This is a genomic window from Streptomyces sp. NRRL F-2580, assembly GCF_000720115.1.
Taxonomy (GTDB): Bacteria; Actinomycetota; Actinomycetes; order Streptomycetales; family Streptomycetaceae; genus Streptomyces.
In genome coordinates, this window is record NZ_JOIR01000020.1 from 21,701 (window position 1) to 45,807 (window position 24,107).

The 24,107-nt window shown below is 75.0% G+C and carries 17 protein-coding genes and 1 riboswitch; of the genes, 7 read left to right on the forward strand and 10 right to left on the reverse strand.

Annotated elements, in window-relative coordinates:
* Positions 1 to 94 precede the first annotated feature (94 nt).
* Positions 95 to 994, forward strand: a complete 900-nt coding sequence (locus tag IF88_RS0122815) for an ion transporter (protein ID WP_051837370.1) — start codon at positions 95 to 97, stop codon at positions 992 to 994.
* A 9-nt stretch (positions 995 to 1,003) separates the two neighbouring features.
* Here the strand turns inward: IF88_RS0122815 and IF88_RS0122820 are convergent, their stop codons facing one another.
* From IF88_RS0122820 to IF88_RS0122840, 5 genes are read right to left on the reverse strand one after another with little or no spacing between them, the layout of a single operon-like run.
* Positions 1,004 to 4,657, reverse strand: a complete 3,654-nt coding sequence (locus IF88_RS0122820; protein WP_030715500.1) for an SAV_2336 N-terminal domain-related protein — start codon at positions 4,655 to 4,657, stop codon at positions 1,004 to 1,006.
* Positions 4,654 to 5,775, reverse strand: a complete 1,122-nt coding sequence (locus tag IF88_RS0122825; protein WP_107050603.1) for an AAA family ATPase — start codon at positions 5,773 to 5,775, stop codon at positions 4,654 to 4,656. The genes IF88_RS0122820 and IF88_RS0122825 overlap by 4 nt, the downstream gene beginning before the upstream one ends.
* Positions 5,776 to 5,829: 54 nt before the next feature.
* A complete protein-coding gene (locus IF88_RS49075; protein ID WP_030715506.1) occupies positions 5,830 to 7,914 on the reverse strand; it encodes a caspase family protein in 2,085 nt (694 codons plus the stop codon).
* Entirely contained in the window at positions 7,911 to 9,173 is a 1,263-nt protein-coding gene (locus IF88_RS40670; RefSeq protein WP_051837372.1) for a hypothetical protein, read from the reverse strand. Before IF88_RS40670 ends, IF88_RS49075 begins: the two co-directional genes overlap by 4 nt.
* Before the next feature lie 16 nt (positions 9,174 to 9,189).
* Positions 9,190 to 9,558, reverse strand: a complete 369-nt coding sequence (locus tag IF88_RS0122840; protein WP_158754516.1) for a hypothetical protein — start codon at positions 9,556 to 9,558, stop codon at positions 9,190 to 9,192.
* A gap of 202 nt (positions 9,559 to 9,760) precedes the next feature.
* On the opposite strand from IF88_RS0122840, the gene IF88_RS40675 reads away from it, so the two are divergent.
* Both IF88_RS40675 and IF88_RS0122850 read left to right on the forward strand, forming a co-directional pair.
* Entirely contained in the window at positions 9,761 to 10,738 is a 978-nt protein-coding gene (locus IF88_RS40675; RefSeq protein ID WP_078893064.1) for a trypsin-like serine peptidase, read from the forward strand.
* Between the two features lie 119 nt (positions 10,739 to 10,857).
* On the forward strand, positions 10,858 to 11,460 hold the full coding sequence (locus IF88_RS0122850) for a TetR/AcrR family transcriptional regulator (protein WP_030715518.1): 603 nt from the start codon (positions 10,858 to 10,860) through the stop codon (positions 11,458 to 11,460).
* 264 nt (positions 11,461 to 11,724) lie between these two features.
* Here the strand turns inward: IF88_RS0122850 and IF88_RS0122855 are convergent, their stop codons facing one another.
* Complete coding sequence (locus IF88_RS0122855; RefSeq protein ID WP_030715520.1) at positions 11,725 to 12,672, reverse strand: oxidoreductase; 948 nt, start codon at positions 12,670 to 12,672, stop codon at positions 11,725 to 11,727.
* Between the two features lie 190 nt (positions 12,673 to 12,862).
* Between IF88_RS0122855 and IF88_RS0122860 the strand changes: the two genes are divergently transcribed.
* From IF88_RS0122860 to IF88_RS0122870, 3 genes are read left to right on the forward strand one after another with little or no spacing between them, the layout of a single operon-like run.
* Positions 12,863 to 14,137, forward strand: a complete 1,275-nt coding sequence (locus IF88_RS0122860) for a bifunctional cobalt-precorrin-7 (C(5))-methyltransferase/cobalt-precorrin-6B (C(15))-methyltransferase (RefSeq protein WP_037806703.1) — start codon at positions 12,863 to 12,865, stop codon at positions 14,135 to 14,137.
* The gene (cobM, locus tag IF88_RS0122865; protein ID WP_030715523.1) at positions 14,134 to 14,883 is read left to right on the forward strand and encodes a precorrin-4 C(11)-methyltransferase; all 750 of its coding nucleotides are present in this window, start codon (positions 14,134 to 14,136) and stop codon (positions 14,881 to 14,883) included. Before IF88_RS0122860 ends, cobM begins: the two co-directional genes overlap by 4 nt.
* Positions 14,873 to 15,643 (forward strand): cobalt-precorrin-6A reductase, encoded by a 771-nt coding sequence (locus tag IF88_RS0122870; RefSeq protein WP_030715525.1) that lies wholly within the window; start codon positions 14,873 to 14,875, stop codon positions 15,641 to 15,643. The genes cobM and IF88_RS0122870 overlap by 11 nt, the downstream gene beginning before the upstream one ends.
* Positions 15,644 to 15,749: 106 nt before the next feature.
* Here the strand turns inward: IF88_RS0122870 and IF88_RS0122875 are convergent, their stop codons facing one another.
* From IF88_RS0122875 to cobG, 3 genes are read right to left on the reverse strand one after another with little or no spacing between them, the layout of a single operon-like run.
* Complete coding sequence (locus tag IF88_RS0122875; RefSeq protein WP_030715528.1) at positions 15,750 to 17,252, reverse strand: precorrin-2 C(20)-methyltransferase; 1,503 nt, start codon at positions 17,250 to 17,252, stop codon at positions 15,750 to 15,752.
* On the reverse strand, positions 17,249 to 17,896 hold the full coding sequence (locus IF88_RS0122880; RefSeq protein WP_078893060.1) for a precorrin-8X methylmutase: 648 nt from the start codon (positions 17,894 to 17,896) through the stop codon (positions 17,249 to 17,251). The genes IF88_RS0122875 and IF88_RS0122880 overlap by 4 nt, the downstream gene beginning before the upstream one ends.
* A complete protein-coding gene (gene cobG, locus IF88_RS0122885) occupies positions 17,893 to 19,230 on the reverse strand; it encodes a precorrin-3B synthase (protein ID WP_234323656.1) in 1,338 nt (445 codons plus the stop codon). The genes IF88_RS0122880 and cobG overlap by 4 nt, the downstream gene beginning before the upstream one ends.
* 538 nt (positions 19,231 to 19,768) lie before the next feature.
* A riboswitch (cobalamin riboswitch) is annotated at positions 19,769 to 19,848 on the forward strand.
* 53 nt (positions 19,849 to 19,901) lie between these two features.
* Between cobG and cobN the strand changes: the two genes are divergently transcribed.
* Complete coding sequence (gene cobN, locus IF88_RS0122890) at positions 19,902 to 23,582, forward strand: cobaltochelatase subunit CobN (protein ID WP_030715539.1); 3,681 nt, start codon at positions 19,902 to 19,904, stop codon at positions 23,580 to 23,582.
* A gap of 74 nt (positions 23,583 to 23,656) precedes the next feature.
* Here cobN and IF88_RS0122895 read toward each other — a convergent pair whose 3' ends face one another.
* Complete coding sequence (locus IF88_RS0122895) at positions 23,657 to 23,938, reverse strand: hypothetical protein (protein ID WP_051837378.1); 282 nt, start codon at positions 23,936 to 23,938, stop codon at positions 23,657 to 23,659.
* Positions 23,939 to 24,107 lie beyond the last annotated feature (169 nt).

Genomic DNA, 24,107 nt, shown 5'->3' on the forward strand with positions numbered 1-24,107 from the left:
ACGTGCGCAAAATGATGAAACCCGATCGGCTGTGGGGCGTTAGAGAGGTGGGCCGCCGTTCGCCCGCGGTGCAGACGAAAGTACGAGGAGCACGATGAGAGACCCGAAGCCGGCCGGACGCGGCCGGATGAAGCTGGCAGCCCGATGCCGGGTGGCCACGGAGGCCCCCGCCTTCGGGTTGGTCGTCTTCTGCGCGATCCTGCTCAACGCCGCCCTGATGGGCATGGAGACGTACAGCGGGCTCGCCTCGGAGCACCGCCAGCTGCTGGAGGCCGCGGAGAACTGCTGCCTCGCCCTGTTCAGCCTGGAGATGCTGCTGCGCATCGGCGCGTGCGCGGACCGGCCGAAAGCATTCTTCCGCGACCCGTGGAACCTCTTCGACCTCGCGGTCGTGGCCTCGGCCTTCGTCCCGCTCGTACGGGAGAACACCACCCTGCTGCGGCTGCTGCGGCTGGCCCGCGTACTGCGCACCGCGCGCTTCCTTCCGCACCTGCGCATCCTGCTGATCGCCGTCGGCCGCAGCCTGCCGGGGACCGCCAGCTTCCTGTTCGTCGGCGCGCTGGTGCTGTACGTGTACGCCATGATCGGCTGGGTCTGCTTCGCCGACTCCGACCCGCAGCACTACGGTTCGGTGGGCCGCGCGATGCTCACGCTGTTCCTGCTGACCACCCTCGACGGCCTGACCGACGCCGTCCGGGCGGGGCTGCAGATCTCCCGGCTCAGCATCGTCTACTACGCGTCCTACGCCCTGCTCGCCTCCTTCGTACTGGTGAACGTCCTCATCGGGGTCGTCCTCAACTCCCTCGACGAGGCGCGCGAGATCGAGGACGCGGCCAACCGCGACCGGAAACAGCCGGGGCCGCCGCCGACCGACACGGACGTACGGGACCGCATCGCGACGGCCCGCCGCGCCCTGGACGAGATCGAGGCGACCCTCACCACGGTGGACGGCCGCCCGTCGCGCCGGCTGGAGGCCTCGCACAGCGGGCCCTGAGGAGCCGGGTCACCCGTCCGCGGTGTCGAGGAGGCGGATGTCCCACGTGCCGTCCAGACGTCGGCGGACCGCCCAGCGCCCGGGCTGGTCGGTGAAGGGGGGCACGGCGTCCGGGTTCGCTTCGAAGCGCACGCCCTCGAAGCGGACCCGGCCCCGGAAGGCGGCGTGTCCGAAGTCGACCGGTCCGTGGAACACGGCGCCGCCGGAGACCAGCCCGCGTTCCCACGTGGCGGACGAGAAGGAGACCGGCCCGGCGAAGTCGGCACGGCTCAGCCCGGCCGGACCGCCGAAGACGGTGCGGGAGAAGTCCGCCGTCCCGGTCACCCGCATCCCGTTCAGGTCGGCCGCGGACTCCAGCGCGGCCTGGCCGAAGGAGACCCCTTCGAGGAACTCGGTGTCCGTGAACTCCGCCGAGCCGCGGAAGACCGTACGGCGGAACGTACCCGCACGCTGGAAGAGGCTCCTGTCGAAGACGGCGACGCCGTGGAACACCGCGCCGGTGAAGGAGGCCCGACCCGCGACGGCGGTGCGCACGAACATGGCCCGGCCCGCGAACGCGGCCCGGGAGAAGGAGGCGCGCCCGGAGAACTCGGCGTCCACCGTGTTCCAGTCGTCCACGAAGCGCGCCCGGTCGAAATCGGCCGGGCCGAGCCTGACGCGCCGCGAGCTCGGATGCCGCACGGCCTCCAGGACTTCTTGGAGCAGTCCGTGCTCGAAGGTGGTGCCGCGCAGGTCCACAGGTGACCCCGGTTCGAGCGTCCCGAGGTAGGCCCGCTGCTCCGCGCTCTCCAGATGGGCCAGGCACCGGGCGTGTCCGGGCAGCCGGATCCCCAGGCACCCCGCCGGCTCGGCGTCCGAGGCGCCGACGCCGCAGGTCGGCCAGCCGATGTCCTCGCTCCTCAGCTCACCGGCCTCCGCGAGGGTCGGCCCGAGCCCGGTGGGGTCGCCGGTCCACAGCCAGCCTTCCGACCCGCCGGCGGACGTGCCGAGTGGACGCAGCACGTCGGGCCCGACCAGCTCGCGCAGTTCCAGGTACAGGCGGTGGGACAGGGCCAGAGCCAAGGATCCCGACCCGGACGCGCCCAGGTCTCGATCCGCGAGCCCTGCGTACCGGAGGGCGCGGACCGCATCGGCCATGGCCGGGACCGCGATCGGGCTCACCGCGGCGACGAACTCGGCGATTCCCACGGACACGTCAAGGGAAGGGTGCATGCCGTCCGTCCGCCGGGCACCGAACAGGGCCATGACCCGGGGAAGTTCCGCCAGCAGCCGGCCCGCCTTGCCCAGAGCCCCGGGGCCGTCCAGCGTCAGGACCGCCGGCTCCCCTCCTTCACCGGTGGTCAGCCGCCCGCTCACCTGCGTGTCCCCCATGAGCTGCATCAGGAGGTCGCCCACTTCCCGGTTCGGCGAGCTTCCGGTCGGATACACGCCGTCATCGCGGGGCCGCACGGCCAGGCACACCGTCGGACCGGGATCCCGGATCCCGAGGACCTCCGCCGCGCGCTCCTGCCCGGGCTCGGCCAAGGCGGCCCGGAAGCCCGGCAGTTCCCGCAGTGCGCGGCCCGACAGGAACACCATGCGGTCCGGCCAGACCCCGTGCACGACGCCGACCAGCTCGCCGGCGTGGGAGACGGGGCCGCCGCGGTAGTGCGTCCAGCTCTCGGGCTCGGCGGAGAGCCGGACGAGCTCGCCGTTGCGGGCACCGTCGTTCGGGACCACCTCGCCCGTCAGCGCGACGGATTCGCCCCGGTCCGTGAGGCCGTCGACGCGGACCCGCGCGGTCCCCGCGTCCGCCTCGGCTTCCGCCTCCGCCCAGGGCAACGGCTCCGGCCGGGCCGCCCGGTCCTCCAGGTCCTCGTCGGCCAGCAGCAGGGCGACCCTGGGCAGCGCGTCGTCCCACCACACCGGGCGGCAGGAGACCTCCCGGGCGCCGGCCCGCACCCAGGCGACCGCGCCCCGGGAGAGCGGGCCGTCGCCGACCGTGAGCACCAGCCGTGGCGTCAGCAGGGTGCCGACCTCCTGGGGCTCCGGCATGGCGTCGTAGCGGACGCGTACGACCCGGTCCCGCAGGCCCGGCTCGTGCGGCGGCCCGGCCGCGAAGGGCAGGGCCTCGTCGGCCACCGCGCGGCGGCCCGTCCCTCCCGGGGTGACCCGGACCGCGGTGAAGTCCGGTGCGGGTCGCCGGTTGCGGGACATGAACTCCCAGACGCGGCGGCGCACCAGCTCCCGTACGGCGGCCACGTCCCCGCGCAGCTGCGAGCCGAGCAGGACCTCGCGCACCCCGGGCAGGAAGTCGAACTCCGCCTCCTCGGAAACCCGTTCGGCGCCCCAGGGGGCGAAGAGTCCGCCGAGGGCGACCTCCGCGAGGTGGCCGTGCTCCGAGTCCCGCAGCAGGGAGCGCCGCACCAGCGTCATCACCGGCAGGGTCAGCGGCACGGCTGCCAGGTGCGCGGCGAGCTGCTGCGCGGTCGGGGAGGCGCTCGCCCGGAAGCGTTCCACCACCTCCAGCGCGCTGCGGGCACCGGCCGGGGCGGGATCCTCCGGGGCGTTCGCGGCCCCCGGCTCGGCGTCCAGCCGCAGACAGGCCAGCCGCCGCCACCGGCCGTCGCCGGAGACCACCCGCACCAGCCGGGCCAGGCTGCCCGAGGCGATGCCGACCACGGGTACGACGGCCGCGGCGGCGGCGCGGCGGCGGCCGGCGCCGGACCGCCGGGTGGCCGGGACCTGCTGCCAGGAGCGGGTGGCGGCCGCCGGCCGGTCCGCGCGGACGGCGAAGGGGACGGGCCGGACGGCGCCGCGCGTCCAGAGCCGTTCGGGCAGGACGTTCAGGACGGCCACGGCGTTGTGCGCGCACCAGTGCCGGAGCACGCCCTGCACGGACGCCTCCCGCCAGCCGCCCGCCACGGTGTCGGAGAGGACGAGGATCAGCCGGCGGCCCGCGGGGTCGGCCAGTTCCAGCGGGTTGCGGGGCGGCCCGCCGCGGCGGTGCGTGAGCATCGGGGTGGCGCCGGGTCCGGTACCGGTCAGCTGCCAGGTGCGTACGTCGCGGAAGACCCCGCTGCGGGTCAGGACGCCGCGGAGTTCGTCCACGAGGTCCGACCACAGCAGCATCGAGTGGTGCGTGTCGACGACCAGCGCCAGGTCCAGCCAGCGGCTCTCGGCGGGCCGCAGGACCGGGGTCGGCACCATCCGCTCGATACTGCGCTCGACGGTGAGCTGCTCGTCCAGTTCCTCCCCGGGTCCGCCGATGGAGCGCCGGCCGACGGGGCGCAGGGAGCGCATCAGGGCGAGCGGATCGTCGAGGGAGGCAGCGCGGGGCAGCCGTACGGGCGAGCCCCGGCGGCCCGCGGCGGTGTCGGCCGGTCTTCCGGCGGCACCGGGCGGGGCGGCCGGGAAGAGCTGGACGGCGGGCGTGCCCCCGTCCGGGCGGTCGGGCTCGGGTGGCGGGAGGGCGTCGGGGCCGGCCTCGGGTGAGGCCGGTCCGGGGGCCGGCGGCTGCTCGCCCGTCGGGTCGGCGGCGGGCATGCCGGGCGGGCGGGCCCCGTCCGGGTCCACCCGTGCCGCGAGCCACAGGATGTCGGCGATCTCCTCCACGCCGACACCGGTGCGCGGGCCGCCGTCGTCGGCGCCCTCGGCGAATGCGGCGAGCAGCCTCTCGATCACGCCGTGGGCCCGGTCAGGTGCTGCATGACGGTGGCGAGGAAGCGGTCGCGGTCCCCGGGGGCGGACCAGGCGCCGGCGAGGCGCAGTTGGATGGCGTTGAGGAGCTGGTCGGTGGCGAGGTCCCCGTCCTCGCCGCGGTCGAGGAAGCTCTGGACGAGTTCCTGGTACTCCTCGCCCGCCTCGATGTCGACGCCCAGCCGGCGGCGCACGATGCGGGCGAGCTTCTCCGGTCCGGGCGGCTCCAGGTGGAGGCGGACGCACCGCCGCAGGAAGGCGGGCGGGAAGTCGCGTTCGCCGTTGCTGGTGAGGACGACGACGGGGAAGTACCGGCACTGGACGTGGCCCTGGGTGATCCGCACGCCGGCTTCGGGGTCGTCGTCGGTGCCGATGGCGACGGTGGGGTCCTCCTGGGCGAGACGGGCGAGTTCGGGGATTTGGAAGCCGCCGTCCTCGAAGACGGTGAGGAGGTCGCCGGGCAGGTCGATGTCGCTCTTGTCGATCTCGTCGACGAGCAGGACACGGGGCCGGTCCTGCGGCAGCAGCGCGGTGCCGAGCGGTCCGAGGCGCAGGTAGCGGGAGATCGACGGGGCGGCGGGCACGGCCGCCGGTGCGCCGGCGGGGTCGGCGGCCGGGTCCGGTGGAGGCGGTACGGCCGCCGCGCCGGGCGCCCCGGCGGCGCCCGCCGGGTGCGCGACCGGCGTGCGCAGCTGTTCCAGCCCGGCCTCCTGGAGGCGCCCGATGGCGTCGTACAGGTACAGCCCGTCCCGCAGCACGGTCCGGCTGGTGATCGGCCAGTGCAGTACGGGGCCCAGGCCCAGGTCCGTGGCGATGCCGGCGGCGAGCGTGGACTTGCCGACGCCCGGCTTCCCGGTGACGAGCAGCGGCCGGCGCAGGTACAGGGCGGTGTTGACCACGTCCTTCTCCGCCTCGTCCGGTACGTAGCCCACGCCGCGCCGCCAGGTGCGCTCCCAGGCCGGTCCCTCGCAGCCGGGTGGCTCGTATCCCGGGTCGGGAATGCCGGTGAAGTCCCGCCAGGGGGGCGGGGATCCGGCCTCCAGCCGGGCGCGCCGGTCCTCGCCGGGGCCGCTCCCGTGGTACAGCCACCAGTCCTTCGCCACTGCCTCTGCCTCCATCGTCCGTGTCGCGGTCTGTCGGTGGTCGGGGGTCGGGGGTCAGGCCAGGGACCGGAGGCCCGGCACGTCGTCGGGATCGTCCCACAGGAGCACCAACTGGTCTCCCCCAGGCGGGGGTTGACGGGCGCTCGCGGCGTCGCAAGCCGCGCCCGGGGGGCGCGCGGCGGCGAGCGCGGCCGCCCGGCGCACCTCCCGCACGCGTGCGGGCAGTGCCAGGACGTCGAGCGCGCCGGGGTCGGGCCGGCCGTCCGGCCCGGCCGGTGCGAGCAGGTCGAGGAGCGCGGGCGCCGGTACGCCGCCCCCGCGCCGCCACACGGCCACCGGGACCCCGCCTTCGAGTACGGATTCCAGCAGCACTGCGTGAGACGCCGCCGACGTGTGCGCCAGGACGCAGGCGGGCGCCGGCCCGTCGGCCAGTTCCAACCCGAGCGCGTCCGTGACCTCGGAGTCCTCCACCACCCGGACGGCGTCGGGGTGCCGGCCGCCCCGGGCGCACAGCCACCGCCAGGAGGTGTGCCATTCGGCCCGGGTGTCCGCCCGCTCCTGCGGGCAGCGCACCACCACCTGGTGGAGCTGGCCGAGGGCGTGGGCCCGGCCCCGCGGGCCGCGGGGCACCGGCCACTGGTCGAAGTCGGCGTCGAGCAGTTCGTACGGCACGTGGAACTCGACGCGGTCCACCGCGCGGTACGTCCGCCGGCCGGCCTCCCCGCTCCCGTCCGACGTCGCCCCGATGAGGGCCAGTTGCCGTACGAGTTCCTCCCGTACGGCGTCGAGCCGGACCGGCGCGCCCTCGGACTCCCATATGTGCTCGGTCCGTTCGCCGCGCAGCCACATCCGGGCGAGGTGGCCGGGGCCGCCGTCCGGCGGCGCCTCCAGCCGGACGTGCACGACCGTCCTGTGCGGCGCGGGCGGGGGCTTGGGCACCGCGGGCAGGCCGAGGCGCTCACGGGTGGCGTGCACCCAGTCCGTCAGCCGGCCCGCCCAGGCCTCGTCGCCCGCCTTGGCGGCCCGCTCCGCGAGGAACCGTACGAAGGGCACGGCCAGCGGCATCCCGCCGCGCCCGCCCTGGCGCTCGTCCAGGTCCTGGACCACCTCCAGGAGGCTGTCCCCCGGCAGGCCGCCGCCCACCGGGGTGGTGCAGCCGGCCACCTTGAACGCCCAGGTGTAGGCCTCGTGCGCGCCGCGCGGCAGTTCGCGGCCTTCGAAGAGCTCCCCGAGCCCGTCCCAGGCGGGCTGGTCGAGCCGGGCGGCGCGGGGCGGCCGGGGCCCGGGCGGCCCGTCGTCGAGGAAGGAGCAGGCGTCCCAGTCCCGGTCCACCACGAACTGCGGCAGCTGCCAGCCCTCGCCGCGCTCGCGCAGCTCCTGGAAGGAGCGGTGGATGCTGAGGGCGGCGCCGGGCAGCCCGCTGACGCTCTCCCGCAGGGACCGGTGCCCGATCTCGCCGAGCAGGGCCTCGGTGAAGCGACCGGCCCCGCGCTCGGCGTCGTTCTGCGCTGCCTCGCCCTCCCGGGAGGCGTAGAGCCGGAACTGGCGGCGGCCCGGCACCGAACTGCCGCCGCCGTAGTCGGTGGTGCCGAAGTTCCACCGGGCGTCGCGGGGCGCGTCGACCCGGCAGGAGTCCACGAGTGCGGCCTGGAGCGGGAAGCGGCGCGGTTTGACCAGGTCGGTCCGCCACCAGCGCAGCGCCGAGTCGAGGTTGAGGTGCCTGATCTGGCCGCGGCTGGCGTCGGCGCAGGGCAGCATCAGCTCCTGGCGCGGGCCGAGGTAGCCGTGTCCGGCCCAGAAGATCCACAGCAGGTCGCCTTCGCACTGCGGGAGTTCGTCGAGCAGCACCGCCTTCACGTTCTCCTCGGTCGCCGGACGGTGCGCGGTCCGCAGGGCGGCCATGGCCGGCGTGTCCGTCCAGTCGAGGTCGTCCGGCGCGTCGAGCGGGGACAGCAGCAGCCGGACGTTGCCGGCCGGCACTTCGGCGGGGCCGGTCAGCCAGCGGGCGAAGCGCAGGGCGTCGCGGGCCGGGCCGCGCAGGTTCCAGTGGTGGCTGATCTCGTAGCGCTCGACCCCGGCGACGAGCGCGAAGGTGCGCCGCGGCCCGAGGGCCGGGGGCAGGAAGTCGGCGGGAGTCACCCGATCTCCGCCTCGGCCACCGCCTGTTCGATCCGCTCGTAGAGGGAGTCCTGTTTCCAGTAGGCGCTGTGGCAGGCCGGGAAGGGCTGGCGACTGCCGACCTCGTGGTCGGTGACGCGCGGGTCGCCGGGGAAGACCGGCCCGGCGAGGTAGGAGAGCACGTCCTGGCGGTCGTAGACGTTGAGCCAGCGCGGGAAGCCGTACGGGAGTTTCGCGCCCGGTTCGAGCGCGGTCAGCGCGCCGAGCTCGTGGAGGAAGGGGGCCTGGGATCCGACGGTGACGAGCAGTTCCGCCCCGGGGACGGCCTCGCCGCGGGCGGCGGCGAGGGCGAGGAGGTCCACCAGGGCGATCCCGCCGAGGCTGTGGCCGATGAGTACGGTCGGCGCCGGGTCGGCGGCGATCCGGGCGTGCAGGAACGTGCGCAGGTCGTGGCCGCGGGCCTGGTAGCGCAGGATGTCGCCGAGCGCGGGTGTGGCGCCGACGGTGAGCGAGCCGCGCCAGGCGTTGAGCAGGGGCTGGGTGGTGACCCGCAGGGCGAGCCGGCCCAGGACGGCGGCCGCGCGGGCGCCGGGCACCCGGGCGTCGCCGCCGAGGCGGGTGGTGAGCAGTTCGACGAGGCGGTCCCGCTCGGCGCCGGTGCAGTCGGCCTCGGCTCCGGCGCGGGCCAGCGCGGCGGCGGTCACGGCCCGGGCGAGGGCGGTGGCCAGCTCCCGCGCCTGCGGCTCGTCGGCGGCGCGTGCCCCGGCCCGGGCCGCCTCGGCGGAGCGGGCGGTGGTCTCCAGGGCGGCGGCGAAGCCCGCGGCGAGTCCGGTGCCGTGGAGCAGCGCGCCGAGCTCGTCCCCGGCCCGGGGCGGCGCGGGTGGTACCGCGGCCAGCAGCCCGAGCACCCCGGCCCCGGCGGGCTGGACGCCGGGCATCGCGAAGCCGTCGTCCTCCGCATCGCCGCCGTCCCCGCCGTCCCGGCCCTCCCAGCCGGCCTCGGCGAGGACGCGCAGCTCGCACAGCGGGTCGGCGAGCAGGAGCGCCCACTCGGCCGTCTCGGCGTCCACGGGGTCGGGCTCGGCGTCCGGACCCGGCCGCCGCAGCCCGGGGACGGAGCGGCCGCCCGCGCCGAGGGTCGCGCCGAAGCGGTCGCCCCAATAGCAGGGTTCGACGGCCGCGTCGGGGAATCTCGCCGTCAGCCGCTCCCGTACCAGGGCGAAGAGCCGGTCGTGCCGCTCGCGCCGTACCCCCGTGCCGTGGACAAACAGAAAACGCATCGCCGCCCCGCCCCCCCTACGTACGGTCGCCCCCGCCCGCACCATAGCGCCGCGCGGGTGACAAGGGGCGTGGAACCGGGAGTTCGGGGCCGGTCAGCAGCGCGTCGAGGTCGGCCGGGCCGCGCCCGGGGTTGGCGGCGAAGCCGTCCCTGAGCTCCGGCTTGAGGACGACCGGCCGGCGGCCGGGGTGGGCGTCGTGCCGGCTGCGGATGTCGGCGAGGAAGCCGGCGAGGTTCTGGTGGCAGGCCTTGTCGTAGGCGTCGTGCACACCGACGCCCGTCGATCCCGCGTACGGGAGGTCCTCGGCCGCCCCCGCCGGGGACGCGAGGGCCACGACCGCCGGCAGGGCGGTCACCGCAGCCGCCGTCCGCTTCCGCGATCTCATACCCTGACCCCTGTCGATCAAGGTGGGACGCACAAGTCGCCTGGAGCGTAGGACGGTTGTGTGGACAACGGAAGACCCGAGAATGACACGCACACGACAATGCGGTCGCCTGTGAGCACGGACACGTCCGGTTCCCGGAACCCGGGCCGCCGTCCCCTCATCGAACGAGGAGTCAGAAGTGTCGGTGGGGTGGGAGCAGCAGATGGCCAGCAGGGTTGACGGGCGGAAGCGGGGACGGGAACGGGGGCGGGGGCGGAGCGCACGGGGCTCCCTGCTCCTCGGCCTGCTCTGCACCCTGGTCCTGGCGGGCCTCGGGTACGCAGCCTGGGAGCTGCGCGGCATCGCCGCCAACCGTGCCGACGGAGACCCCGCCCGGGGCACCTACCAGCAGGACCCCGAACGCGCCGACAAGACCGCGGGCGCCGTCCTGGACGGGATCGTCCGGGAGGACCCGGAGGGGGCGACCGACGGCAAGGCCTTCGCCGGGGGCGGCGCCCCGGCGAACTGGCGGACCACCGGCTGGCAGCCCTCCGATCCGCTGGAGGCCCGGCCCGCCCCCGCCGAGCCCGCGATCGGCGCGCTCTTCTCCCCCGGCTCCGACGGCGACCCCGACCACCACTGCTCGGCCGTCGTGGTCCACTCGCCGGCCGGCGACCTCATCGCCACCGCCGCCCACTGCGTGTACGGCGGCGGCTTCCGCACCAACCTCGCCTTCGCCCCCGGCTATCACGACGGCGTGGCCCCGTTCGGCGTCTGGGTGCCCACCCGGATCGACGTCGACCCGCGCTGGACCGAGGACCAGGACCCCGACCACGACATCGCCTTCCTCCGGCTGCGCCGGCCCGGCTACCCCGGCCAGCGGCTGGAGGACGACACCGGGGCCGAGACCATCGCCTTCCGGCCCGAACTGCCCGCGCCCGCCCGCCTCGTGGGCTACCCGAACTACTCCGAGCAGCCGCTGGAGTGCCGCAACACCGCCCGCGCCGCCGGCCCGACGCAGCTGCGGCTGGACTGCGCGGACGTGCCCAACGGAACCAGCGGCGGCCCCGTGCTGACCGACGGCCGCACGCTGATCGGGGTGATCGGCGGCCGCGACGGGGGCGGCGACGACGAGACCTCGTACAGCGTCTACTTCGGTGACGACACGCGGGCGCTGTACGAGCGCGCCACCAAGCCCTGACCCCCGTCGCCGCGGGACGTCACGAAGGATCTTCTGGAAAGTTCTTCCAGTTCCGCGATCTTGCTACGCTCGGTGGCGCAGATTCCGGACAGCACCACGCCCACCGACGGGACCGCAGCATGTCTCCCAAGCAACAACGCGGCGAAGCCACCGTCGACCTGCTCCTGACCACCGCGCTGCGCGTGTTCGCCGAATCCGGACAGCAGGGCTTCACGGTGAACGCGGTCGTCTCGGCCAGTGGGGTCAGCCTCGGCAGCCTCTACCACCACTTCGGCAGCTTCGACGGCCTCGCCGCCGCGCTGTACGTCCGGTGCATGGACATGCTGTGCGACGACATGGTCGCCGCGCTCACCCGGTGCCGCACCGCCCGCACCGGGGTGCGCTCCTGGGTCGCCGCCTATCTGGCCTTCACCCAGGAGCACCGGGACGTCGCGCTGTTCCTGCACGCCTCCGCCTACTCCGGCTACCTGGCGGCCCATGCCGAGGAGATCGGCGCGGCCAAGGCGGAGAAGTTCGCGGCCATCATGCAGTGGCTGGGGGTCCGCATGGAGCGCGGCGAGATCGCCCCGCTGCCGGCCCCCGTGATCGAGGTCCTGGTCATGGGCCCGCTGGCCGAGGCCGCCCGCCGTTGGCTGTCCAGCACCTACGAGATCGACCTCGCCGAGGCCGCCCGCCACCTCCCGGAGCACATCTGGCGCTCCCTGCGCCCCGAACCGGCCTGACCGCCCCGAGGACCACCGCGTGGTCGTGGGCTTCTGGGTGGTTGTCCGTATCGTCGTCGCTCATGCCGCCGAGTCTCCAGCGCGGGCGGCGCCCGGGTCAGGCCCGGGCCGGGGCGCCCGGAGGCGACCCGGGGGCGGACGGACTCACGGCGGGGGCGCCCGCGCGGGCCGCGTCCGGAGTCGTTGCGGGCGGCCCGGTGGTGGCCGCACTCGGCGAGGTCGCTGCGCAGCCGGCCCGGGAAGTGCAGGTCGGCCCCCGCCGGATCAGCGCGGGAGGGATGCGTACGAGACTCCTGTGAGCTTCTCGGACGCCGCCCAGAGCAGTTCGCCGGACTTGTCGTCGAGGGTCCACTTCGCCCGCCAGGACGGCGCCGGCGCTCCGCGCCAGCCGAACCGCGGGCCGATGAACGCGTCCTGGCGGACGCCGGGCGCGGTGGCCGCGTACAGGGTGGGCAGTGCGCCCGAGGAGGTGGGCTGGGCGACGACCGCGTTGCCGAAGGCCGCCACGCGCGAGTTGAGGCTCGGCCCCTCCACCTTCGAGGCTCCGGAGTGCAGGTTGCTGGAGGCGTATCCGGGGTGGGCCGCGGCAGCGGTGATCGTGGAGCCGGCGGCGGTGAAGCGGCGGGACAGCTCGTGCGTGAAGAGCAGGTTGGCGGTCTTGGACCGGCCGTAGGCGACCCAGCGGCGGTAGCCGTGCTCGCCGGAGAGCGCGTCCGGGCCGCCGCCCTCGACGTCGATCCTCCCCAGTACGTGGAAACCGCTGGAGACGTTCACGATCCGGGCCCCGGGGGCGGCCTCCCGGAGCCTGCGCAGCAGCAGTCCGGTGAGGGCGAAGTGCCCGAGGTGGTTGACGCCGAACTGGGTCTCGAACCCGTCGGCGGTGCGCCCGTACGGCAGCGCCATCACGCCGGCGTTGTTGACCAGCAGGTCCAGGGCGGCGTGCCGCTGCCCGTACGCGGTGGCGAACTCCCTCACGGAGGCCAGGTCGGCTAGGTCCAGCGGTAGGAACTCCGCCTCGGCTCCCGGTACTTCCGCACGGAGCCGGACCAGCGCCGCCCGGCCGCGCGCCGCGCTGCGGCAGGCCAGCACGACCGAGGCGCCGTGCCGCGCGAGTTCGCGGGCGGTGACGTAGCCGATGCCGCTGTTGGCCCCGGTGACGACGGCCGTCCTGCCGCTCTGGTCGGGGATCTTGCTGGCGTTCCAGCCGGGCATGGCGGCTCCCTCGTGTCGCGGTGGGTTACCGAGGGTAGACCCTGGCGTCGCGGGGGTGCCGCGAGGGTGCCGCGAGGGTGCCGCGGGGGTGCCGCGGGGGCCTTGCGAGGGTGGGCGCGGCCCCGGATCCGCAGGCCAGTAGGCTGCGGGTCCGTCGTCTTTCCCCTTCCCGTCCCCGAGGTAGCGCGCAGTGAGCTCCGCACCGCCCCCCAGAACCGTCACGGTCGTCGGCCTCGGCGCCGACGGCTGGGCCGGGCTCACCACCGCCGCGCGCTCCGCGCTGTCCTCGGCCCAGGTCCTGATCGGCGGGCCGCGCCAGCTGGACCTGCTGCCGGCCGGGGAGTGCGCCGGTGAGCGGGTGGCCTGGCCGAGCCCGCTGCGCCCGGCCGTGCCGAAGCTGATGGCCGAGCACGCGGGCCGCCGGATCGCGGTGCTGGCCAGCGGCGATCCGATGTTCTACGGGATCGGCCGCGCCCTTGCCGAGGAGCTCGGGCCGCGGTCCCTGCGGGTCCACCCGCACCCGTCGTCCGTGTCGTACGCCTGCGCCCGCCTGGGCTGGCCGGTGGAGGACACCGAGGTGGTCACGGTGGTCGGCCGCCCGGTGGCCCGCCTCGCGGCGGCGCTGCACGACGGCCGCCGGGTGCTGGTGCTCAGCGCCGGAGCGGCGACCCCGAACGAGATCGCTGCTCTGCTTCGAGAGCGGGGCTTCGGCCCGAGCCGGATGCGGGTGCTGGAGCAGCTCGGGTCCGAGCGCGAGGACGCGTACGACGGCCGCGCCGACAGCTGGGACCACGCGCCCGGCGACCCCCTGAACGTCGTGGCCCTCGACTGCCGCCGCGACCCGGCCCATGCCGCACCGCGCCTCGGCGCGACCCCCGGCCTGCCGGACGCCGCCTACGAACACGACGGGCAGCTCACCAAGCGCCACGTCCGCGCCGCGACCCTGTGCGCGCTGGCCCCGGCCCCCGGCGAGCTGCTGTGGGACATCGGCGGCGGCTCCGGCTCCATCGGCATCGAGTGGATGCGCACGCACCCCTCGTGCCGGGCGGTGGCGGTGGAGCGCGTACCGGAGCGGGCCGCGCGGATCACCCGTAACGCGGCGGCGCTCGGCGTACCGGGCCTGCGCGTGGTCGTCGGCGCCGCGCCGCAGGCCCTCGACGGACTCCCGGCCCCCGACGCGGTGTTCATCGGCGGCGGCCTCACCGCGCCGGGCCTGCTGGACGCGGCCTGGGCGGCGCTGGCCCCCGGCGGCCGCCTCGTCGTCAACACCGTCACCCTCGAATCGGAGGCGGTCCTCACCGACCGCTACCGCCGCCACGGCGGCGAGCTGGTGAAGCTCGCGGTCGCGCACGCCGTGCCGGTCGGCGGATTCACGGGCTGGCGGCAGGCGATGCCGGTCACCCAGTGGTCGGTGACGAAGCCTGCCGAGCCGGCCACCGCATCCAAGGAGAAGGATCGAACATGACCGTGTACTTCATCGGTGCGGGCCCCGGCGCCGCCGACCTGATCACGGTGCGCGGTGCCCGGACCCTGGCCGCCGCCCCGGTCTGCCTCTACGCGGGCAGCCTCGTACCGCGCGAGCTGCTCGCCGAGTGCCCGGCGGACGCCCGCCTCGTCGACACCTCGCAGCTGAACCTCGACGAGATCATCGCCGAGTGCGTACGGGCCCACGCGGCGGGCCGGGACGTGGCGCGGCTGCACTCCGGCGACCCGTCCATCTTCAGCGCCGTCGCCGAGCAGATGCGCCGGCTGGACGCGGCCGGCATCCCCTACGAGGTCGTCCCCGGCGTACCGGCCTTCGCGGCGGCGGCAGCCGCCCTCAAGCGGGAGCTGACGGTGCCCACCGTCGGCCAGACGGTGATCCTCACCCGCGTCGCCCAGCAGGCCACCCCGATGCCGCCCGGCGAGGACCTGGCCACCCTGGGCCGCAGCGGCGCGCTGCTGGTCCTGCACCTGGCCACCCGCTACGTGGACCGGGTCGTCGACGAGCTGCTGCCGCACTACGGGGCCGAGTGCCCGGTGGCGGTCGTGGCGATGGCCAGCCGCCCCGACGAGCTGATCCTGCGCGGGACCCTGGCCGACATCGCCGCCCAGGTGAAGGAGGCGGGCCTGGTCCGCACCGCCGTCATCGTGGTCGGCCGCACCCTGGGGGCGGAGCAGTTCCGGGACAGCCACCTGTACTCCCCGGAGCGCGACCGCCATGTCTGCTGAACCCGGCCGCGAGCCGGACCGGCACGTCCTGATCCTCGGCGGCACCACGGAGGCCCGCCGCCTCGCGGAGGCACTGGAGCACCACCCCTCGTACCAGGTGACGACCTCGCTCGCGGGCCGGGTCTCCGCACCCGCCCTCCCGCCGGGCGACACTCGTATCGGCGGCTTCGGCGGCATCGCCGGACTCGCGGGCTGGATCATCGGCTTCGAGGTCACGCACGTGGTCGACGCCACGCACCCCTTCGCGGAGCGGATCAGCTTCAACGCCGCCGAGGCGGAGGCGCTCACGGGCGTCCCGACGCTGGCGCTGCGCCGGCCCGGCTGGACCCCGGGCCCCGGCGACGACTGGCGGTTCGCCGACTCCCTGGAAGAGGCGGCCGCCGCGCTGCCCCCGCTCGGCGGCCGGGCCTTCCTGACCACCGGCCGGATGGGCCTGCACACCTTCGCGCACCTCACCGACACCTGGTTCCTGGTGCGCTCGGTGGATCCGCCGGACGGTCCCGTGCCGCCCCGCCTGGAAGTGCTGCTGGACCGGGGCCCGTTCACCCTGGCCGACGAGCGGGAACTGCTCGCCCGCCACCGGATCGACGTGCTCGTCACCAAGGACAGCGGCGGCTCGGCCACCGCCCCCAAACTCACGGCCGCCCGCGAGGCCGGCATCCCGGTCCTGGTCGTCCGCCGCCCCGCGGTCCCGCAGGGCCAACCGCAGGCGACCTCGGTCCTCGAGGCGCTGCGCTGGCTCGACGCCGATCCCGCGTAGGGCGCGGACGCCGCCCCCGGGCCCGCGGACGGCCCGGACCCGTGAACGGCCCCGGGCCCGGAGGCGGTTCGCCGCCCCGGACCCGGTCAGACGTACGCGGCCGCCCTCACGGGTAGCGGCGCGGGGTCCACGTGATCCGCGACCCGTCGGGCCGCTCGGTGATCTGCGTCTGCGAGGAGCCGATCAGCAGGATCGTACGCATGTCGACCTCGGACGGCTCCAGTTCGGCGAGCGTGACGATCCGCACCGACTGCTCCGCGCCGCCCACGTCGCGGGCGACGACCACCGGGGTCTCGGGAGCCCGCAGTTCCAGCAGCAGCTCGCGCGCCTGGGCGACCTGCCACGTGCGGCTGCGCGAGCCGGGGTTGTAGAGGGCGAGCACCAGGTCGGCCGCGGCGGCCGCGCGCAGCCGCTCCGCGATGACCTCCCACGGCTTGAGCCGGTCCGAGAGGGAGACCGTGGCGTAGTCGTGGCCGAGCGGGGCGCCGGCCGCGGCGGCCGCCGCGTTGGCCGCGGTCACACCCGGCAGCACCCGTACGGGCACGTCCTCGTACTCCGCCTGCCCGGCCACCTCCAGGACCGCCGTGGCCATGGCGAAGACACCGGGGTCGCCGCCGGAGACCACGGCCACCCGCTGCCCGCGCCGGGCCAGGTCGAGGGCGAACTCGGCGCGCTCCGACTCCACCTTGTTGTCGGAGCCGTGCCGGATCTGCCCCGGCTTCACGGGAACCCGGTCCAGGTACGTCGTGTAGCCGACCAGCACCTCGGCGTCGGCCAGCGCGCGCCGGGTCTGCGGGGTGAGCCACAGCGGGCCCGCCGGGCCCGTGCCGACGACCACGACCTCGCCGGGGCCGGACGGCACGCTGCCAGGGTTGCCGATCCGGCTGGGCACCACGGCGACGGCGAAGTAGGGCACGCTCTCCGGATCGGTGTCGGCGAGCCGGCCGGTCCGCTCCCCCTCCATGGTGGCGCGCTCGACGTAGTGGGCCTCGGCGAGCCGGCCGCTGTTCTCCATCGCGCCCCGCACGGCGGGGAAGGTGCGGCCGAGCTTCATCACGACCGCCGAGTCGGTGGCGGCGAGACGGGCGGTGAGCTCCTCCTGGGGCAGGGTGCCGGGGAGGATGGTCAGGACCTCCTCGCCCTCCACGAGCGGGGTGCCGAGCCGGGCGGCGGCGGCGCTCACCGAGGTGACCCCGGGGATGACCTCGGTCTCGTACCGGTCCGCGAGCCGCTTGTGCATGTGCATGTACGAGCTGTAGAAGAGCGGGTCGCCCTCCGCGAGCACGGCGACGGTCCGGCCGGCGTCCAGGTGCGCGGCCAGCCGGGCGGCGGCGGCCTCGTAGAACTCCTCCATCGCGCCCTGGTAGCCGCCGGGGTGGTCGGTGGTCTCGGTGGTGACCGGGTAGACCAGCGGCTCCTCGATGTGCGTCTCGCGCAGGTGCGCCGCGGCGATCGAACGGGCGATGGAACGCCCGTGCCGGGCGCTGTGATAGGCGACGACATCGGCCTCGCCGATCACCTGGACGGCCCGCAGCGTCATCAGGTTCGGATCGCCGGGCCCGAGCCCGACCCCGTACAGGCGCCCCCGGAGGGCCTGGTCGGCGCTCATTCGGCCACGCTCGCGATGGCGTTGACGGCGGCCGCGGCGATGGCGCTGCCGCCCCGCCGGCCGCGCACGATCAGGTGGTCGAGCCCCGAGGGGTGGGCGGCGAGGGCGTCCTTGGACTCGGCGGCGCCGATGAAGCCGACGGGGACGCCGATGACGGCGGCCGGGCGCGGAGCGCCCTCCTCGATCATCTCCAGCAGCCGGAACAGCGCGGTCGGGGCATTGCCGACGGCGATCACCGAGCCTTCCAACAGGCCGCGGTCACGCCAGACTTCGAGGGCGGCGGCGCTGCGCGTGGTGCCCATCTTCGCGGCGAGATCCGGCACCGCCGGGTCGGAGAGGGTGCAGATCACGTCGTTGCCGGCGGGCAGCCGCTTGCGGGTGACCCCGCTGGCGACCATCTGGACGTCGCACAGGATCGGCGCGCCGGCCTCCAGCGCGGCGCGGGCGCGCAGCACCACCTCGGGGGTGTAGCCGAGGTCCTGCGGGAGGTCGGTCATTCCGCAGGCGTGGATCATGCGTACCGCGACCTGGGCGACCGAGGCGGGCAGGCCGGAGAGGTCCGCCTCGGCGCGGATCGTGGCAAAGGACTGGCGGTAGATCGCGGCGCCGTCCTTCTCGTACTCGAACACGGTGTACTCGCTCATTTCTGCACTGAGTCGGGGAGGTTGTCACGTACGTGATCTGCGTGGCGGGCGTCCGCGAGGGCGGGGGCGAGCTCGTGCTCCGGTACGCCGTGTCGCGGTGCGCGGCCTTCGAGGTGGAGGTCGTATCCGGCGGGGGTGGCGACCAGGTCCACCCAGGCGGAGCCGCGCGGGTGCCCGCAGCGGCGCTCGCAGCCGGACCAGTGCACGGGCAGCGGCCCGCGGGCGCGTTCCATGACGGCGCGCGCGTCGGCGCGTACGTCGGCCAGGGACTTCGCGCAACCGGGCTTGCCCGTACAGGCGGTGACGGACCGCCAGGGGCTGTCGGGAGCCGTGACCAGCCCCGCGTCCGCGAGGCCGGCGAGCGCGGCGGCGGCCGCGGGGCCGGGCAGTCCGGGGGTCACGATCCCGCGCCAGGGAGTCAGCCGGATCCGGCCCGTGAGGCCGGCGAGCCGACGCCACTGCGCGGTGGTGAGCCGCCCGAGCGGCGCGAGAAGGGAGAGCGAGGCGGTGCCGTCGGGCCCGGGCACGACACCGGGCTCGGGCGGCCGGGCGGACGGGGCGGACGAGGCGGACCGGGCGGACGGGTCCGGCGTCGCCACGACGGCGCGGAGACCGGCATCGCCCAGCCGCTCGGCCAACCGGGCACCGGACAAGGCGTGTTCGGGAGCCAGCTCGGCAACGCGCCAGACCCGGGTACCGGCTTCCCGGACGGCGTCGAGGAAGTACTCGGCGGCCACCAGCGCGGCCCGCGGCGCGTCCTGCGCGGAGACGAGCACGGCTTCCCTCGGGTCCCCCGCCCAGAGCAGGGCGCTCCCTCCACCGCACGGGACGAGGTTCACGTCCGCGTCGAGCGAGGTCACGTCGCCCCGGCCGTCGTCGAGGGCGAAGAGGAACCGCCCGGACAGCCCGGCCGCCGCTTCGCTCGCGCACAGCAGCGCGTCCAGCTCCGCGACCCAGGGGGACACATCGGGCAGGCCCAGCAGGTCGAGGCCGGTGAGCGGCGAGCAGACGATGTTGCGTACCCGCTCGTGCGTGGGCGCGGGCAGCAGCCCGGCGGCCGCCAACAGCCCGGCCAGTTCCCCGCCGCAGCTCTCGCCGAGGCCGCGCAGTTGTACGTTGCCGCGCGAGGTGAGGTCGAGGTGGCCGTCGCCGAGCCGGTCGGCGGCATCGGCCAGCAGCAGTGCCGCGGCGCCGCCGAGCAACCCGCCGGGAATCCGCACCCGCGCCAGGAACCCGTCGTCCGCCGCGTGCAGCCGCAGCGCGCCGGGGCAGGCGTCACCACGGTCCCGTATGACGGGTTCGTCCCGCGATGCGGCGGAAGCTGGCTGGGGCATGGCGGCGAGCATACCCACGATTCCCCTCCCCCGACCTGTGTCCGTCACCACCCCCACCAGCCCGGACACCATTCCGGCCGGCCCGACCAATCCCACCCCGCCCGGCCAATCCAGCCCCGCCGGCGTGTGAGGCGCGGGGGCCCCGGGGCAGAGCCCCCGCAACGGCGCCGCACACCACCCACTCCACCCAAACTCCGCCCATCCATCCCGGCCGGCGGGCCAATCGACCCAGGCCCGCCAATCCAGCCCCGCCGGCGTTTGAGGCGCGCGGCCCGGGGCAGAGCCCCGGCAACGGCGCCGCACCCACCCAGCCACCCCGGCCCGGCCCCGGCCCCAGCCAGTCCACCCAAGGCCCCACCACATCCAGCCCCGCCGGCGTTTGAGGCGCGGGGGCCCGGGGGCAGAGCCCCCGCAACGGCGCCGCACACCACCCGGCACGCGCCCCCGCCGAGCCCAGCGGAGCACCCCGCGCCACCCACCCCTAAGATGACCTTCCGGCGGACCACACGGCCCGCCGTCGCCGAGGACGGCGACATGGGAGGAAGCCCGGTGCGATTCCGGCGCGGTCCCGCCACTGTGAACCCGGCAGAGCCACACCGCCGGGCAAGTCAGGAACTCCCGCTGTCCTCACTGCCCGGGGCGCGGAAACCCCGAGGAAGGCCTGCCGCCGCATGATCCTGCTGCTGTCGACGTCCGACACCGATCTGCTCAGCGCCCGCGCGGCGAACACGGCGGACGGCCTCGTCCCGTACCGGTTCGCCAACCCCTCCCGCCTTCCCCTCGACGACCTCCCCGGCCTCCTCGACGGGGTCGACCTGGTCGTCGTACGCCTCCTCGGCGGCCTCCGCGCCTGGCAGGACGGCCTCGACCTGCTCCTCGCCCCCGGCCAGACCCGCCCTGTCGTGGTCCTGACCGGCGAACAGGCCCCGGACGCCCAGCTGATGGAGGCCTCCACGGTCCCGATCGGCATCGCGGCCGAGGCCCACGGCTACCTCGCGCACGGCGGCCCCGCCAACCTCGACCAGCTGGCCCGGTTCCTCTCCGACACGGTCCTGCTCACCGGCCACGGCTTCGATCCGCCCGCCGCCGCCCCCACCTGGGGCCCCCCGGAGCGCGACGCACAGCAGACCACCGCCACCAGCACCGCCAGTGGCAGCGGCACCGGCACCGGCACCGCCAGCGGCACCGCCACCGCCGCCCCCAAGGTCGCCGTGCTCTATTACCGCGCCCACCAGATGAGCGGCAACACCGCCTTCGTCCACACCCTCTGCGAGGCCATCGAGGCGAAGGGCGCCCAGCCCCTCCCCCTCTACGTCTCCTCCCTGCGCACCCCCGAGCCGGAGCTCCTCCAGGCCCTGGAGTCCGTGGACGCGATCATCACCACCGTCCTCGCGGCCGGCGGCACCCGTCCCGCGACCGCCGGCGCCGGCGGTGACGACGAGTCCTGGGACGCCGGCGCCCTCGCCGCGCTCGGCGTGCCGATCCTCCAGGCCCTGTGCCTGACCGGTTCGCGCAGCGCCTGGGAGGAGAACGACGAGGGCCTGTCCCCCCTCGACGCCGCCACCCAGGTCGCCGTGCCGGAGTTCGACGGCCGCCTGATCACCGTCCCGTTCTCCTTCAAGGAGCTCGACGAGGACGGCCTGCCCGCCTACGTGGCCGACCCCGAGCGGGCCGCCCGGGTCGCGGGGATCGCCGTACGCCACGCCCGTCTGCGCCACATCGACCGCCGCGACAAGAAGGTCGCGCTGGTCCTGTCCGCGTACCCCACCAAGCACTCCCGCATCGGCAACGCGGTCGGGCTCGACACCCCCGCCAGCGCCGTCGAGCTGCTGCGCACGCTGATCGCCGGCGGCTACGACTTCGGCCCCACCCAGGACATCCCCGGTCTGGTGTCCGGCGACGGCGACGAGCTGATCCGCGCCCTGATCGAGGCCGGCGGCCACGACCAGGACTGGCTGACCGAGGAGCAGCTGGCCCGCAACCCGGTCCGCATCCCGGCCGCCGACTACCAGCGCTGGTTCGCCGAGCTCCCGGCCGAGCTCCGCGAGAGCGTCGAGCGGCACTGGGGCGAGGCCCCGGGCAACATGTTCGTGGACCGCTCGGCGAACCCCGAGGGCGACATCGTCCTGGCGGCTCTGCGCCGCGGGAACCTCCTCATCCTCATCCAGCCGCCGCGCGGCTTCGGCGAGAACCCGATCGCGATCTACCACGACCCGGACCTGCCGCCCTCGCACCACTACCTGGCCGCGTACCGCTGGATCCAGGCGCGCGCGGAGGACGGCGGCTTCGGCGCCGACGCGATGATCCACCTGGGCAAGCACGGCAACCTGGAGTGGCTGCCGGGCAAGAACGCCGGCCTGTCCGCGGCCTGCGCGCCGGACGCCGCGCTCGGCGACCTCCCCCTCATCTACCCCTTCCTGGTCAACGACCCGGGCGAGGGCACCCAGGCCAAGCGCCGCGTGCACGCGACCCTGGTCGACCACCTCGTCCCGCCGATGGCCCGGGCCGAGTCCTACGGCGACATCGCCCGCCTCGAACAGCACCTCGACGAGTACGCCCAGATCTCCGCGATGGACCCGGCGAAGCTGCCGGCCATCCGCGCCCAGATCTGGACCCTGATCCAGGCGGCGAAGCTCCACCACGACCTGGGCCTCGAAGAGCGCCCGGACGACGACGGCTTCGACGACTTCCTGCTGCACGTCGACGGCTGGCTGTGCGAGGTCAAGGACGCCCAGATCCGCGACGGCCTGCACGTGCTCGGCGGCGCCCCGACCGGTGAGGCCCGGGTCAACCTGGTCCTCGCCATCCTGCGCGCCCGGCAGATCTGGGGCGGTACGACGGCCCTCCCGGGCCTGCGCGAGGCGCTCGGCCTCGACGAGTCCAAGGCCACCCGTACCTCGGCGGACGCCGTCGAGGCGCAGGCCCGCGCCCTGGTCCAGGCGATGGAGGACGCGCACTGGTCCCTCGACGCCGTGTCCTCGGTCGCCGCGGACCAGTCGCCGGAGGTCGCGGCGGTCCTGTCCTTCGCGGCCCGCGAGGTGGTCCCCCGCCTGGCCGGCACGACGGACGAGATCGCGCACGTCGTCGCGGCCCTCGACGGCCGCTTCATCCCGGCGGGCCCCTCGGGCTCCCCGCTCCGCGGCCTGGTCAACGTCCTGCCGACGGGCCGCAATTTCTACTCGGTCGACCCGAAGGCCGTCCCCTCCCGTCTCGCGTGGGAGACGGGCCAGGCCCTGGCCGAGTCCCTCCTGACCCGCTACCGCACGGACAACGGCGAGTGGCCCGCCTCCGTCGGCCTGTCCCTCTGGGGCACGAGCGCGATGCGCACCTCGGGCGACGACGTGGCGGAGGCCCTGTCCCTCCTCGGCGTCCGCCCGGTCTGGGACGAGGCCTCGCGCCGCGTCACGGGCCTGGAGCCGATCCCGCTCGACGAGCTCGGCCGGCCCCGCATCGACGTGACCCTGCGCATCTCGGGCTTCTTCCGCGACGCGTTCCCGCACGTGATCGGCCTGCTGGACGACGCGGTCCGGCTCGCGGCCTCCCTGGAGGAGCCGGCGGAGTCGAACTTCATCCGCGCCCACGCCCAGGCGGACCTCGCCGTCCACGGCGACGAGCGCAAGGCCACGACCCGTATCTTCGGCTCGCGCCCGGGTACGTACGGAGCCGGCATCCTCCAGCTGATCGACTCCCGCGACTGGCGTACGGACGCCGACCTCGCGGAGGTCTACACGGTGTGGGGCGGTTACGCCTACGGCCGCGGCCTGGAGGGCCGTCCGGCGCGCGACGAGATGGAGACGGCCTACAAGCGCATCACGGTCGCCGCCAAGAACACGGACACGCGCGAGCACGACATCGCGGACTCGGACGACTACTTCCAGTACCACGGCGGCATGGTGGCCACCGTCCGCGCCCTGCGCGGCACGGCCCCGGAGGCGTACATCGGCGACTCCACGCGTCCCGAGACCGTGAAGACCCGCACGCTGGTCGAGGAGACCAGCCGGGTCTTCCGCGCCCGCGTCGTCAACCCCAAGTGGATCGAGGCGATGCGCCGCCACGGCTACAAGGGCGCCTTCGAGCTCGCCGCGACGGTCGACTACCTGTTCGGCTACGACGCCACGACGGGCGTGGTCGCGGACTGGATGTACGACAAGCTCACCGAGACGTACGTCCTGGACCCGACCAACCGCGCCTTCCTGGAGGAGGCCAACCCCTGGGCCCTGCACGGCATCGCGGAGCGCCTCCTCGAAGCCGAGTCCCGCGGCATGTGGGAGAAGCCGGACGCCCGGATCCTCGAAGCCCTCCGCCAGGTCTACCTGGACACCGAGGGCAACCTCGAGGGCGAAGGCGAGTAGGACACGAAAGAGGCCGTCCTCTCCACCCCGGAAGGGTTGGAGAGGACGGCCTCTCGCATGGCGCGACTGCCCGGCTACACCTTGACGGTCTGGTTCAGCGCGACGAGCGCCTGCGCCCACCGCACGTACTTCAGCTGCCCGAAGTCGGCGACGGTCTTGACCCCGAACGCCTCGTGCAGCAGCTCGCCGTCCTTGTCGCTGACGCCCTTGAGCGCGGCCACGGGAGCCGCGAGCACCTCGGCGAGCGGCTTGTCGGCCCACGCCTTGTCGAGCACCTTGTCCAGATCAATAGCCACGAGTGTCCCTCCCGGAACGCCGAAACCAAATACCGTGGCAAACCTAACCGAACCAGACATTCCCCCCAAGCTCCGACACCCCCACCGCCCACGCTCGACGACGTTCACCCAGGCGTTCGCAGCGAAATCACCCGGCCGCGTCGCAGGCCAGGCGCACCGACCTTGCGCGTAGCCCCCGGCAGGTCGGTGAGGTGGGGAATGGTGGGGGTGTCACCTGAAGCGGTGAAAA

Excerpts from the sequence above, each read along its gene's own strand:
- IF88_RS0122815 (WP_051837370.1), top strand. The coding sequence starts at position 95 with ATGAGAGACCCGAAGCCGGCCGGACGCGGCCGGATGAAGCTGGCAGCC.
- IF88_RS40670 (WP_051837372.1), bottom strand. The coding sequence starts at position 9,173 with ATGCGTTTTCTGTTTGTCCACGGCACGGGGGTACGGCGCGAGCGGCAC.
- IF88_RS0122840 (WP_158754516.1), bottom strand. The coding sequence starts at position 9,558 with ATGAGATCGCGGAAGCGGACGGCGGCTGCGGTGACCGCCCTGCCGGCG.
- IF88_RS40675 (WP_078893064.1), top strand. The coding sequence starts at position 9,761 with ATGGCCAGCAGGGTTGACGGGCGGAAGCGGGGACGGGAACGGGGGCGG.
- IF88_RS0122850 (WP_030715518.1), top strand. The coding sequence starts at position 10,858 with ATGTCTCCCAAGCAACAACGCGGCGAAGCCACCGTCGACCTGCTCCTG.
- IF88_RS0122855 (WP_030715520.1), bottom strand. The coding sequence starts at position 12,672 with ATGCCCGGCTGGAACGCCAGCAAGATCCCCGACCAGAGCGGCAGGACG.
- cobM (WP_030715523.1), top strand. The coding sequence starts at position 14,134 with ATGACCGTGTACTTCATCGGTGCGGGCCCCGGCGCCGCCGACCTGATC.
- IF88_RS0122870 (WP_030715525.1), top strand. The coding sequence starts at position 14,873 with ATGTCTGCTGAACCCGGCCGCGAGCCGGACCGGCACGTCCTGATCCTC.
- IF88_RS0122875 (WP_030715528.1), bottom strand. The coding sequence starts at position 17,252 with ATGAGCGCCGACCAGGCCCTCCGGGGGCGCCTGTACGGGGTCGGGCTC.
- IF88_RS0122880 (WP_078893060.1), bottom strand. The coding sequence starts at position 17,896 with ATGAGCGAGTACACCGTGTTCGAGTACGAGAAGGACGGCGCCGCGATC.
- cobG (WP_234323656.1), bottom strand. The coding sequence starts at position 19,230 with ATGCCCCAGCCAGCTTCCGCCGCATCGCGGGACGAACCCGTCATACGG.
- cobN (WP_030715539.1), top strand. The coding sequence starts at position 19,902 with ATGATCCTGCTGCTGTCGACGTCCGACACCGATCTGCTCAGCGCCCGC.
- IF88_RS0122895 (WP_051837378.1), bottom strand. The coding sequence starts at position 23,938 with ATGTCTGGTTCGGTTAGGTTTGCCACGGTATTTGGTTTCGGCGTTCCG.